At 39.9% G+C, this 13,332-nt stretch carries 15 protein-coding genes; all 15 read right to left on the bottom strand.

The window, feature by feature from the left end:
* Window positions 1-336: 336 nt before the first annotated feature.
* Window positions 337-1,485: a 3D domain-containing protein gene (locus ACHUFV_RS24645; RefSeq protein WP_394238861.1), complete on the bottom strand. Its 1,149-nt coding sequence runs from the start codon at window positions 1,483-1,485 to the stop codon at window positions 337-339.
* Between the two features lie 150 nt (window positions 1,486-1,635).
* Entirely contained in the window at window positions 1,636-2,307 is a 672-nt protein-coding gene (locus ACHUFV_RS24650; RefSeq protein WP_394238863.1) for a TadE/TadG family type IV pilus assembly protein, read from the bottom strand.
* Window positions 2,304-2,708: a pilus assembly protein gene (locus ACHUFV_RS24655; RefSeq protein WP_394238865.1), complete on the bottom strand. Its 405-nt coding sequence runs from the start codon at window positions 2,706-2,708 to the stop codon at window positions 2,304-2,306. The genes ACHUFV_RS24650 and ACHUFV_RS24655 overlap by 4 nt, the downstream gene beginning before the upstream one ends.
* The gene (locus tag ACHUFV_RS24660; protein WP_394238867.1) at window positions 2,671-3,138 is read right to left on the bottom strand and encodes a hypothetical protein; all 468 of its coding nucleotides are present in this window, start codon (window positions 3,136-3,138) and stop codon (window positions 2,671-2,673) included. Before ACHUFV_RS24660 ends, ACHUFV_RS24655 begins: the two co-directional genes overlap by 38 nt.
* Complete coding sequence (locus tag ACHUFV_RS24665; protein ID WP_394238869.1) at window positions 3,128-3,787, bottom strand: hypothetical protein; 660 nt, start codon at window positions 3,785-3,787, stop codon at window positions 3,128-3,130. Before ACHUFV_RS24665 ends, ACHUFV_RS24660 begins: the two co-directional genes overlap by 11 nt.
* Window positions 3,780-4,157, bottom strand: a complete 378-nt coding sequence (locus ACHUFV_RS24670; protein ID WP_394238871.1) for a hypothetical protein — start codon at window positions 4,155-4,157, stop codon at window positions 3,780-3,782. The genes ACHUFV_RS24665 and ACHUFV_RS24670 overlap by 8 nt, the downstream gene beginning before the upstream one ends.
* A gap of 18 nt (window positions 4,158-4,175) precedes the next feature.
* Entirely contained in the window at window positions 4,176-4,769 is a 594-nt protein-coding gene (locus tag ACHUFV_RS24675) for a hypothetical protein (RefSeq protein ID WP_394238873.1), read from the bottom strand.
* A complete protein-coding gene (locus ACHUFV_RS24680; protein ID WP_394238875.1) occupies window positions 4,753-6,294 on the bottom strand; it encodes an ICP22 family protein in 1,542 nt (513 codons plus the stop codon). Before ACHUFV_RS24680 ends, ACHUFV_RS24675 begins: the two co-directional genes overlap by 17 nt.
* An 18-nt stretch (window positions 6,295-6,312) precedes the next feature.
* The gene (locus ACHUFV_RS24685) at window positions 6,313-7,689 is read right to left on the bottom strand and encodes a vWA domain-containing protein (RefSeq protein ID WP_394238876.1); all 1,377 of its coding nucleotides are present in this window, start codon (window positions 7,687-7,689) and stop codon (window positions 6,313-6,315) included.
* Window positions 7,690-7,730: 41 nt separating this feature from the next.
* On the bottom strand, window positions 7,731-7,937 hold the full coding sequence (locus tag ACHUFV_RS24690; RefSeq protein ID WP_394238878.1) for a hypothetical protein: 207 nt from the start codon (window positions 7,935-7,937) through the stop codon (window positions 7,731-7,733).
* A gap of 22 nt (window positions 7,938-7,959) precedes the next feature.
* Window positions 7,960-8,892: a type II secretion system F family protein gene (locus ACHUFV_RS24695; protein WP_394238879.1), complete on the bottom strand. Its 933-nt coding sequence runs from the start codon at window positions 8,890-8,892 to the stop codon at window positions 7,960-7,962.
* A gap of 4 nt (window positions 8,893-8,896) precedes the next feature.
* Window positions 8,897-9,823: a type II secretion system F family protein gene (locus ACHUFV_RS24700; RefSeq protein WP_394238881.1), complete on the bottom strand. Its 927-nt coding sequence runs from the start codon at window positions 9,821-9,823 to the stop codon at window positions 8,897-8,899.
* The gene (locus ACHUFV_RS24705; RefSeq protein WP_394238883.1) at window positions 9,820-11,169 is read right to left on the bottom strand and encodes a CpaF family protein; all 1,350 of its coding nucleotides are present in this window, start codon (window positions 11,167-11,169) and stop codon (window positions 9,820-9,822) included. The genes ACHUFV_RS24700 and ACHUFV_RS24705 overlap by 4 nt, the downstream gene beginning before the upstream one ends.
* Window positions 11,170-11,181: 12 nt before the next feature.
* Complete coding sequence (locus tag ACHUFV_RS24710; protein WP_394238884.1) at window positions 11,182-12,333, bottom strand: AAA family ATPase; 1,152 nt, start codon at window positions 12,331-12,333, stop codon at window positions 11,182-11,184.
* Window positions 12,334-12,369: 36 nt separating this feature from the next.
* Window positions 12,370-13,122, bottom strand: a complete 753-nt coding sequence (cpaB, locus tag ACHUFV_RS24715; protein ID WP_394238886.1) for a Flp pilus assembly protein CpaB — start codon at window positions 13,120-13,122, stop codon at window positions 12,370-12,372.
* Window positions 13,123-13,332: the final 210 nt, after the last annotated feature.

A 13,332-nucleotide genomic window follows, 5' to 3' on the forward strand; every position in this document is an offset into this window, starting at 1 on the left:
GAGCCCCTATGAAGGACAGTCTGCTTTTCCATGAACGGAATTTTGTCCTTCAGAGCCCCTATGAAGGACAGTCTGCTTTTCCATGAACGGAATTTTGTCCTTCAGAACCCTTATGAAGGACAGTTTGCTTTTTCATGAACTGGATTTTGTCCTTCAGAGCCCTTATGAAGGACAGTTTGTTTTTGCCTAAACCGGATTTTGTCCTTCATAGCCCTTATGAAGGACAATATAGTTTTCCATGAACCGAATTTTCTCCTTCATAATCCCCATTCGCCAAATATAAAAAGGCCTGAATCACAATACCAATTCGTACTGCAATTCAAGCCTTCTCTTCTATTAATTTAAGATGACTACCTTAACCGTTTTTCTTCCCCATGATAAGCATGCGGCAGTTGATGGCATCAGTACATCAATTTTATGGCCTTTAATGGCTCCGCCGGTGTCACCTGCAATGGCCTCACCATAGCCTTCTACCCATACCCTTGATCCTAACGGAATAACAGAAGGATCAACAGCAATTAATTTCATATTCGGATTTGCTTTAATATTTATGCCTGTTGCTGTAAGTCCTGTTGCAGACCCCTCATGACTATAAGCAGTTGCTGAAACATAAATCTCTTTCCCGCTGTTTGTGCTGCTTGTTGAATTTGTATTAGATGCTTTAGGAGCTGGAGCTGCTGGAGCTTGTGTTGCTTCAGCCTGCTGTGTAATAGTCGTAGCTCTTGCTGCCGCTTCCTGCTGTTCATTCGCCAATCTTGCCTTAGCCTGATCTATTTGGGCTTGAATCGCCGCATTTTCTTCCTCTGCCAGTGTGATGGTACTAACTACAGAATTATATTGTTCCTGTACCGATGACAAAACCTCTTGTCTTTTTTGCAGGTTTGCCTCTAAAGCAGCTTGATTCGTTGAAAGCGTTTTATATTGTTCCTGCAGCAGATCTTCTTGTTCAACGATTGCAGCCTTCTCATTTTCAATCTTTTTCAAGTCTTCCTTCTGCTGTTCAAGTAAACTTTTATCTGCACTTAAAATTGTCGTTACAGCTGTTGCACGCTGTACAAGCTCTGACAAGGAATCAGAGTTTACTAGAATTTCAATCACTAAGCTTGCTTGATCATTATGCTGCATGGAAACAAGGCGTTCTTCCATAACCCCTTTTCGCGCAAGCACCTTATCCTCTAATACAACAATTTCTTCTTTTTTCTTTTCAATCGTTTGTTTTATTTCAGAAATTTTTTGTTCTATAGCAGTCATTTCTTCTTTATTACTTGAAATATTATTCTCTAATGTTTGTAATTCAGTCTGTAAACTATTAACCTTTGTTAATAGACCTTCTTTTTCAGCTTGTTTTTGCTCAATTAATGCAGCATTCTCCTGTAATTGAGCCTCACTATGTACTTGACTTGTTTCTGCATTTGCCATAATCGTTGTCGATAGTAAGATAACACTTGTTAATGATGCGGCAACGATTTTTTTAAAGAAACGCATAAGACAACCCCTTTCTTATTATTATTTATAACATACGAAAGGGGTTATTTTGATTACAGGAGTATTACATTATCGAGTCAATTGTTTAAAATAACTGAAAAATAGACGGTAAATCGTAATATTTTTACTAAATCCATGTCGTTTTTTAGATTAGTTGTAAACATTTTCTAAATAGGTGAGAGTCGGACCGTACCCGATTTGCGGGATGTCACTTAAAAATGACGTAATGAATTTTTGATCTGAAATGGATTCGTATTGAACAACAGACTTTACCTCAACACGCCAATCTTCTCTAGACAGTTCCACTTCCGTCTTTTCCGTTTTGGCCTGATTTTGATCAATCGTCTCCAGTACGGCTGAAGAAAATAGATATGGTACATCAGAGGTAGATAAACCAAGGCTATTTTTCAATTCTTTTTTTAAAAAAGGATGGCCATTTACCCTTGGAGGCAGGATTTTGTTTGCTGCTTTAATATACGCATCCCCTTCGTCCATCCCTCTGGCTAGGTATTTCTCTTTCTCTTCTTCAATTAAGTCCCCAACACTCTTGCCTGAATCCGTTACCTTCTGAACCTCTCTATCAGCTATATACAACGGGTCTACTGTAGGACGTGTATCAAACTCATTCACGGCCTCTCTTGTTTTGTCTAACAGTACAGCCGTACCTGCCAGTGCCGCCTGCTCAACAGCGAGATTGGCCTGCTCCTTCACCACGTAGACTTTGATTATATTGACGGTAATGACAAAAATAATTGCGACAATTCCCAGCAGCCAAAGCATAAAGATAGCCGCGTTCCCGTTTTCGTTTTTGACAAACCTCATGGCGACAGCAGCACCTTGCCATGGGCCTCCTGCTCAATACTAATCGCAGCCTCCTGCTTCCATTTATCCGGAAGGAAGGTTAAATAGTGATTAGTATGTAGCACTAATGTAAAATCACCATTTGCTGAATATTGCGGGACTAATGCTTTATATTTAATCACCGAGCTGCTTCCTATTGTCTCCTTTGCCGCTTCAATCGAATCATAGATGTCATTTGTTGCAGCAAAGGTTTTAGCCGCATCATTAACAGCAGTTTTTGCTGTAAAAATAGCATATCCGGTGCCGACAACCTGCCATAGCAGGAGAAAAAACATGAAGAAAAAGGGTAAAATCCCTAAGAACTCAAAGCTGATAGCGCCCTTCTCATTGCGAAAATGCTTCCTTTGTATTCTGCCTGTCATTCTTCTTTCCCTCCAATCGATTCAATTTATATTGAAGGTACCAAACATGAAAAAGAACTAAGAGCCATGGGTTAAACGTAACGTCTTCGTATTCCTCCTGTAGGATGTCCCTCATTCTAAAAACGGAATAATACAGTAATCCAAGAAAATAATATGACATAATCATATCAAAAGAAGTAAATACAGCATCCCCATATGGTGTTAACAGAATGGGACCGAGAAAATGATAGATGAAGGAAAGAGCCAGAAGAATCGTAAACAGCCACCAAAGCTTGATTGGAATGACCCTTCCCTTTTCCATCAGTTTCAATGTATTGCGTTCTTTTAAAAACCAATATCCAAGGTAAACACCTAATGTCACAATAGATAAGATAATCACGACTGCTAGATTTACCGTTTTGAATTGCGGTTCCATTGTCTTACTTTCCATACCCTTCACCCAAATCATCTCGATATTTAATGGTTAAATAAAAATAAATCAGCGGTAAACATATTGCATTCAATAAAACACGTACGGTTATATATACCAAACTATTATTTTCAAAATTAGCTAATAGATACAGTGAACCCGACCAGATTAACAGATTTAATGACAAAACAATAAAAATATCTAACAAAATGAAAATATGCTCTTTTTTCATGATGTTCCATATCCCTCTAAAAGCCTCACGGATATTGCCTTTATCAGTAAAAAGCGGAATGAGAAAGATGACTATAATGGATAAGACAGTTGGGATAAAAAGAAAAAAGGAGCCAAGTGCACCAATCATAAAAAAGAGAATGGTAATGAAGGACATATAACCAAAGTTGCGAAAGAACACCTTTACCAAATCAATGAATTGACAGGGATGATCCTGTAAATCCTTTAATGCAAGATGGAAAAAGGGCGGGAATAATGCCGTAAAATTGATGATGATGAGAAAAAGAGCAATCAAATTGTCGATCTCAACAGTATCGATTACATAAAAATATTGAATCGCAGTAAAGATAAAAAAAGTAAAAGGTATGACCAATACTAGACTGATTAATAGGATCGTAACTATATTTCTATTAAAAATATCACTTATATCTCTAATCATGCTCTTTCCCCTGTTTCCATTTCACTATTTTCACCCATAGGAATGTTACAAAAAGAGACAAGAGTGTGTTACGCGCAAGCCCCCTGTTAATATCCATCGGGTCAGCAAATACCATAATATCCAGTACGAGCACGGCAAAGAGTAAATTCAAAACCGTTAAAGTCAGGCTGGCAATATAGCTGGCAATATAGGGGGTTTTCGGGTTCCAAATTGGCGCCAAAAACCCCGTTAGAATATAACAAAAAATATATAAGAGCGTCACCGTTATGGCGATATTATTTATATTGAAAAACCCCAATAAAAAGGAAGCAGCAATAAATGTAAAAATCACTACTCCCAACGTTTTTAACAACCCCATAAACTGAAACATGATTTCCCCCGATTATCTTTATTTAATATCTTCAGGTTTTTTTAGAAGTGCAAACGAAAGAAATGATAAGAATAATCCACCAAGATACATAATAACCGTAAAAAAGAATACCCCTTCTTGATCATCTAACAGCTGCATCAGGATTAATTCCTGGCCATTTCGAAATGAAAAAGCACTGATGATGATGAGAATGATAACAAATAGATACGAGCCAAAGACAATCTTAGATTTTCCAGGCCTATGAAAAGCCTGAAAAATCATTTCCCGTTTAAACAACGCATAGCCAATTACCACTAAATACAGCAATAGAAACGGCCAAAATACAAGCGTGCCAAATGATAGTCGAAGGATGGGTTCAGCCATATATACTCCCATTGTAATCAGCATGATAAAGCTGGTTAAGGAGTTATATCTGATTGTACTTTTAACTGATTGATACCAGTATCTAGACAAGCCAAGCGAAATGATCGTAATAATCAAGTTTAATAATAAAATACCAAAGGACCAATCCGGAATCGCGCTGCCGAAGAAGCCAAATATAACGGAGCTGATTAACACACCTAGTCCATTGCCTTCGAAAAACTTAAACCTTTGCTCACTTTCCAATTCCAATCAGCCCTCCTACCTTTCCCAAGCCCTTGCCAATGTTGCTGTAGACAAATTTGAATCCACTTTTTATCCCGTTCTTTATACCTTTTCCCAGACTTGTTCGATTTATAAACACAGCGGTACCTAAGCCGGCTAATAATCCTGCTGCAGCACCTGCAACCGTTCCTAGACCAGGCACTACAGATCCGGCTACCATTCCAGTTGCCACACTTGATGCGATACTTCCAATGGCTGTTGAGCCTACTCCAATCGCAACCTCTGTTGATAAATCCGTGAAAAAGTCAGAAGAAAAATAGCCCTTTTTACTATTATTCCCTTCTGGGCTGTAATCCCAAAGTGTCCCTGCTGCAGCCATTGCATAATTAAGCGGTCCGTTCATTTTTATCATATTGCTCTTTGAAATGAACGCTTTATTAAACAAACTTCGATCCTTAAAGCTCTTGATTGGTGAGGTGAAGATTTTTTTCGTGAACGGACTCCAGCCGTCTATCACACCGGATTTAATTGAGTTGGCAACAAAGGTTGATAGCTTCATACCTTTTGGTCTTAACTCTTTACTTTGCAGAAATTGGTTAAACGTACTCTCTTTAATGCGCTTTGTATGAGTTCCAAGCGACCTGTCACTGCCATTAACATCATAGCCCTTATACCGTTGGTAAAGACTATCAAATAACTTAGAGTTTTTCTGACCTGTTACCTTATAGCCATCTGTCGTCCCGGCAATCTTTTCAATTTTAAAGCCTGCCATCATAGATAGGGCTGCACCTGCAACATCACGGTTTAGAAATCCAAGACCATAGGTTTTAAAATCATCAAAGATACCTGTTACATGGCTGAACCAGCCTCTTTCCCCGTCTGTTGTTTTGACGAGAGTATTTAGCAGGGAGGGTGTCTTTTCCTCTTCCGCTTCTCCTCCATCTGGAGCATCGCCGGCATCTGTTGCTTTGCCGGACTCTGTCGCCTTTCCTCCGTCTGTACCATCACCGGTATCTGCTGCCTTTCCTCCATTCGGGCCTTCACCAGCATCAGCTGCTTGCCCTCCATTCAGACCTTTACCGGCATCGGCTGCTTGTCCCCCATTCGGACCTTTTCCGGTATCCATTACTTGTCCACCGTTAGGACCTTTGCCGTTTGAAACACCGTTTCCTCCGTTAACAGGAGCTCCCCCCTGCAGAGCATTTCCCTGCTCCATGCCATTCAGCTGCCACAGTATTGAACCTGGCAGCGGTGCAGTGGCGTTTGGAATGATGAACACTCCATTGTTTAATGGCGATTTTGGTAGAATCGGCTGGCCTGAAACAGCTGCCTTTCCCGGATCATAGGCTTCACCAGGCTCGTACACCTCGCCCGGGGCTATGAACTGCCCGCCTTGAATCGCTTGACCAGGTGCAAAGCTTTTTCCAGGAGTAATTGCTTTTCCTGGTTTCATAAACTCACCAGCATACGCAAAGACAGGGAATACATTCCAAACTAGTAAGATAGCAATCATGGATAGTGCTGCTATCTTATTTAATATACGTTGCCACAATTGTTTCGCTCACCTCGCTTATTGAGTATTTTGCTGATATTTTTCTTCTAAAGCTTTTATTGCCTCAGCATAGCTGCTGTTATTAAGGCTCTTTAATTCTGTCTCAAACTTCTCGACTTCTGAATTGATCCAATCATGGTACTCGTCATTTACCTTATCTAAATAACGATAGGACTCAACATCCATCTTTCCATTTTCCTTGAAAATAAACAGGATTAATCCTATTTCACTGCCCTCGAACGTTGCATTTGCCCCTTCATCGGTTATATAGCCGAAAATATCAAGCTGATTTTGGACCATCTTTCGTTCTAGTGCCTGCGTATTCTTTTCCTTCCAGTCCTTCCATGTTTCAGCTAAATCTGAAATTCTATCAAACTCTTTTTTTAATTCACTCTCATCATTTACCTTTTGATAGATGCCGTCTGTAGCATTGGCAATTTCAATTAATTCATTTTGTCCTTCTGCATTAACATCAAAGCCAATCACATTCACAATCGGTGAAATATTGGAATCATACAGCTCCTTGGCGGCTTGAACCGGATTATCGTTACACGTCGATACGCCATCACTGACTAGATAAACAATGTTTGTATTTGCCTGTCCGTCAAATGCCTCTAAATCCTTTTTTGCCTCTCGTAGAGCAAGTCCTGTTGGAGTCCAGCCGGTTGGCTGAACCGAATCAAGTGCTGTTTGAAATGGTGCTCCGTCCATTGGCGAAATGTCATATACGATATCACTTCTGCTGCAGGAAAGCTTCATATCACTATCCGCGTTACTTCCAGTATGACCATAGACACGAAGACCGACCTTCGCACCTTCAGGTAGCTCGCTGACAAAGTTAGTAATGGTTTCTTTAGCGATTTCCATTTTTGTTTTACCGTCGATGGATTGAGCCATACTTCCTGAAGCATCTAAAATGATCTCGACGTTTAAATTTTCCTTGAACTGATAACGTGAATCTTCCATTTCAGGGCTTCCTATAGCCTGGAAACGCATTTCCTTCATCAAATCCTCAGGTCCCTTAAACTCATCCTGGACAAGCTTAAGTAATTCGCGGTAAAAATAATCCAGTTCCTTTTGTGAAGGATTTGATGAAAGAGTAGGCAGATCCTTGAAAGCCTCCAGTGTCTTTTCTGGATTCGAAATGTCCGGGTTAAAATCAACCAGCTTTCCAACAGGAAGCTTCGCCAATTCTTCATATGTAGTCGGAAGAGGATCCACTTCCATAGTTTCTTCTTTCGCTTTTATTTCTTTGACTTTTTCAGTGTCCTTCTGCTCCGTTTGTTCTACAGCCTGGTCCTTTTCATTCTCATTGGCCGGCTGCTCCTCCTTACCGCAGGCAGAAATAAATAAAATAATACTTATGAGAAGGAATAACTTAGAAAACAGCTTCATTTAATCACTCCTTATGGAAAAAGGGCTTAACGCCCCTTAAATTAACCAACCATTCCAGTTATTTTTGTAATAATTTTTTCAATTACATCCCCAATTCCATCCTTTTGCCCTTCTACAGCTGTTGAAATAATCCCTAATACTAAAATCAAAAGGGCCGCTAAACCAAGCCATTCTAATGACTGCGCTCCCTTTTCGTTTTTTACTGGTACTGTTGCTTTCAGCCATGCTTTGATTAATAAAGATTTCATTGTTTTCTCTCCCTTTGTTTTTTTATTTAAATAAATCAAATAACCCACTATTGTCTTTGAACATATTGATAGCCATTAAGCCGCCGATAAGAAGTAGGGCGGATGGCATAACGATAAAGGTCGTTATTAATGTCACCTTTGGCGAGGCTTTTGCTGCCTGCTCTTTGATTTTTTCTTTTTTTATCTTTCTCATTTCTTCAGCCTGATGCTTAAAGGTTCTTGATATCGGAACACCCAAGCGTTCTCCTTGGATGAGTGATTTGATTAGCATTTGGAATTCTTTACTTTCATTCCGTTCCAACAACGACTGATAGGCATTTCCTCTTGGCACACCAACATCAGTTTCCTGAATAAAACGCCCAAATTCATCTTTAATCGGCCCTTCAAAATAAGGAACGATATCCCTTAGAGCCTGATCTAATCCTACTCCCGCCTGTAACGTAACACTCATCGTGTCGAGGAAATCGGGAAGCTGGAACGTTAATTCCTCCTGGCGCTGTTTTGCCTTTCGATTCAGCCAGAGAATGGCCCCCATATAACCGGCAATCGGATAAAGAAGGACGGCTACTTCTGCATATGGCAAACGTAGTACGAATGAAATTCCTCCAATGATGAATCCCACAATCAGAAGAAACATTTTTAAGCCTTGAAATCTTTCTAACGTTAAGTTATATGGAAAGCCTGCCTGCATTAATTTCTTTTTTATTTCATGGTTTTCACTAAAAAAATTAATACGCTGCCCAATAACAGAAAAATCATCTGCATATTCCAATATTCTTGAGATGGTCTTCTCTCTTCTTGTTACCTTTTTTTCAAAAGCATTGTAGACATATGCCTTTTCCTTTACCTCTTCCTTTAATTCCTGCTTTAGAATAAAAAACCTATAATAGCTTCTCAATGAAAGGGCTAGAAACAAAAGACATAAGCATACAACAATGACTACCATTCCATCCATGTTTTCACACCCTAATGTTTGTTACTTTTCGAACAAGAATAAAGGTCAATACGGTTCCAGCCAAGAAAAGGATGAGAAGAATAATGCCCAATCCAGAAAATAATGGATCTAAAAAGCCGTCGATCACATTATTCATCATTAAGACTAGGAAAATAGGAATGACAGGGACGATATAAGCTACATACCTTTGTTCAGCTGTCATAGTTTTGATTTCCTGCTGCAATATTTTTCTTTCTTCCAATGTCTGTCCCATTTCATCCAGCACGGAATATAAATTTCCGCCTGCCTTTTTTTGAATAACCAAGGTGGCAACAAATAATTGAAATTCCTTGCTCGTAATCCTTTTTTCCATTGATTTTAATGCTCTATTGAAGTCAATTCCCAGAGCAATCTCCTGTGCAAGCCGTTTGAATTCGCCTCTTGCCGGTTCGCTTACTTCCTGGGCAACTAGATTGATGCCCTGCGTCAACGTCATCCCTGAACGTGTAGCATTTGCCAACAATCGGCAGATTTCAGGCAGCTGTTCAATCATCCGCTGCTTCATTAGGTTTTTTCGTAAAAGGAAGATTAATCGCTTGCCTCCTTCTAAAACTAAGCCTGCAATGAGCAGATTAATCGGATACTTGATACTGAAGAAGTTTTGTAAAAAAATGATGATTCCCATATACGAAACAAACAGGGCACCGATATACTCAGATGGTGTAAAAGGAATGTTTGCCGTCCGTAATTTTTCGTAAATTGGCGCTGCATATTCTGTGCGGTCAAAGCGATCCCCTAACAGCACAATGACACTTTTACGTTTTTTTCCATCATGATAGAAATCATAAAGGTTTTTTCTCCATTCCCGTTTTTCCTTACGAAAGCCTAAGATATAATAAACGGAAATAATCAGTGAGAAAAAAGCGAGCGTAGAAACAACGAATATGATCATTGGTATACCTCCTCATGCAAGGGGGTAAACTTGTGCTCAGGTATAGATATCCCAAAAACCTTTAATTTCTCCAGACATTTCGGGATATATCCGGTAGGAGTAAAATAACCGGTAATGGTTCCGTCGGCTTTCATGGCCGTTCGTTTAAAATGAAAAATTTCCTTTACATCATGCGAGCCGTCGTCTTTCTTGACCACCTCTGAGATGGAAACAATTTTTCTTGTCCCGTCCGTTAACCGGGTTGCCTGAATAATAATGTCGAGTGCGCCGACAATATATTCCCTGACAATATGACTTGGGAGCTCCATCCCTGCCATGACGACCATTGCCTCGACACGGCGTAAGGCATCATCCGGAGAGTTGGCATGGACGGTGGTTAATGACCCTTCATGTCCTGTATTCATGGCCTGAAGCATATCAAAGGCCTCCCCGCTTCGGACCTCACCGACAATAATACGATCCGGTCTCATACGCAGGGCATTTTTCACAAGCTGTCTGATGGATACTTCCCCGCTGCCTTCGACGTTTGCCGGTCTTGCCTCAAGTCCAGCGACATTTGGACGATTCAGGCGCAGCTCCGCCGAGTCCTCAATTGTAACAACTCTTTCACCAAGAGGGATGGAAGCAGCCAATACATTCAAGATTGTCGTTTTCCCGCTTCCTGTTCCGCCCGAAATGAGGGTATTCATTTTTGCCTTTACAATTCCATCTAAGAACTCACCCATAGCAGAGCTAAGCGAATCAAACTGGATCAAATTCTCCATTTTGAAGGGATCCTTCCTGAACTTTCGAATTGATAGCAGCGTACCATTTAAACTGATTGGTGGGATTACTGCATTTACACGGCTCCCATCTGGTAAGCGTGCATCAACCATCGGTGAACTTTCATCAATTCTACGTCCAATCGGCGCCACAATCCGATCTACGATATGTCTAACATGATCATCATCCCGAAACGTTATATCCGATAGTTCTAGCTTACCTAACCGCTCGACATATACTTCATTGAAACCATTCACTAAAACCTCTGTTATGGACGGATCATTGATTAATGGCTCAAGCGGACCATAGCCGACTGATTCATCCAAAATACGGGTAATTAATATCTCTTTATCATGACGAGAGATAATAACCTTTTCCTCCGCCATAAATTGGCTGACATATTGTTCAATACTCAGTCTCATTTCACCTTGGGAAAGCTTGGTCAATGCCTCTAGGTTTGTGTCCCGTAGCAGCCTTGCTTTGTAATGCTCGACCAAATCATCTACCAGGTGATTTTCATATTGATAGGATTGCAGCTTCGACGTGCTGACTTTTTCTTTTCGTTTATCAAATAAGGATGCCATTTGCTAATCCTCCTAATTCAGTACAGAAAGACCCCATTTTTTCACATCTTTTGCAAATGGAATCAGCCTTCTCTCCTTTGCCATTTTTCGTATGGGTTCCCCTTTATTGATATATGGCTGTAATCCCTTATGGTCCAAACGGACAGTAGCTGCAATTGGAAATCTCAGAACATGCTTCACATCTTTTTCCTGAATTTCGTTTTCTTTACCGATTTTATTTAAGATAACCGACGTTCTAGAAGGGAGTTCAATTCCCAATCTGACTGCAAGCTCTTCAAATTGCTTTAACACCTTAAGTGACGGTGTATCTGGAGTTAGGATATAGAAAATACGATCAGACTCTTCCAACGCAGTTACAACATGGTGATTGATATATGAGGGTAAATCGACAATGACAAAGTCAAAGCTTCTTCTGCATGTTCGGAGTAACTTCGCAATAAATTCCTCTGTAATCGTTTCGGCTGCTTCTGCATCGCAAGGACTAATAAGAACATCTAGCTTTGACGAATCAATTTTTTGGGCTACATTTCGAATATGACTTTCATTTAATTCATTAATGACAGGTGTTAAATCTGCAATGGAACGATTAGATTCAATTGACAAAATGGTTTCAATTCCACCAAACTGTAGATTTAAATCAATTAAAATCACTTCTGCAGTTGTTTCTACCTTAATGGTTTGTGCTAGGGTTGCAGCAAGACTTGATTTCCCGCTGCCTCCGTTCCCGCTGAATAAAGTAAAGATTTGGCCTCTCCCTCTTGTAAACGATTGAAGGGATTGATCCTTTTTCAGCTTATTATTTTCATAGTTTTGAAAAATAGCCGGAACCCGGCTCATAAATAAGGAATGCTCTTCCGGATACACAAAAAACTCCGTAGCTCCCGCTTTTGTAATATTTCTCAGCTGTGTAAAATCGGATCCCTTTGATATATAAATAATCAAGGTAGCTGGACTGATGGATTTAACATTTTGAATACTTTCAACTGCCACATCCTTATCAGGCTGTACAAAGATAACAATATCCTGAATATCCCGATTCACTTCGCGAACAACATCATCCGTTTGAATGAGCTGAACGGAATAGCTGCCTGAAATACTATTTAAAATTTGATTATGAATGACTTCATCGTCACTAACTAATAAGATTTTAAGATTTGACTCCATAGTATCCCTCTTCATTCTGATGTAAGATCTATCCGCTTATTGAACAGGTGCTTCTTGGGTTTGCAAAGAAGTATCTGCAGGATCTACCGGCGGCACTGCTGTTTCAGCCGGCGCAGCAGGCTGTTCGACTGCAGCTGGCTGCTGTTGTTCCGTTGCAGGGTCTACTGCCTCTTCTTTTCCTACATTTGCTTTTAGGATCCGAACTTTATCAGCATAGTTTTGTACATGAATTAATTTGGCTGCATCCTCAATACTCACCTCAAGAGCTGCGCCAGCAAAATCTTCTGGCTTATCCCCGTCAGCCCATGCTACCGGTACATCTCTCATAAAGATTTCTGTAGTTGGCTGTCCATCGGTTTCGGTAGAAACAATAATATCCACCCGATCTAAAGGAGATACAACCTGATCAAATTGAATTTTTTCGGAAGGATATAAAGCTACTAATCGATTATTTTCATTTTGTAGATTCGTAGCCGGCTTTAGCATATTCTTTGTTATGACATCTTCCTTTGCTAAAGGTACAACCGAAACAGAATTCAACAAATCCTCCTTTTTGGTGATATGCTGTTTCTTATTCACAAATTTATTAGGAATCTCCATCGTCGTAATCTGGTTCTCCTGGATTAGGGTTCTTACAGGAATATCTCCCTTTGCAACATAAATTTTAGTCATTCCGCCTAATTCAGAATTCAGATCCCTAACCTTTTGAAACACTAAGAATCCGGCAACAACTGCTAACAAAAAGGCAAGAATTAAAAATATGGCCGCTCTTCTTTTTGACTCTAACATCCTGAATCTTCTCTCCCACGGTAGTTATTTAGTATGTAACATGACTGTCTGCATATTGTAATTTGATTTTTATGCCCCTAATTTTTAAAGACAATATACCAATATATGTTTTCGCTATACTGGTAGTATTAACATACTTATATCTACCACCTGCTGTAAGGTTTCGTCAAATCACCTAAAATGATAGCGCTATACGGACCACTACTTTTT

Source organism: Niallia oryzisoli (genome assembly GCF_043641075.1).
Classification (GTDB): Bacteria; Bacillota; Bacilli; order Bacillales; family Cytobacillaceae; genus Bacillus_BD; species Bacillus_BD oryzisoli_A.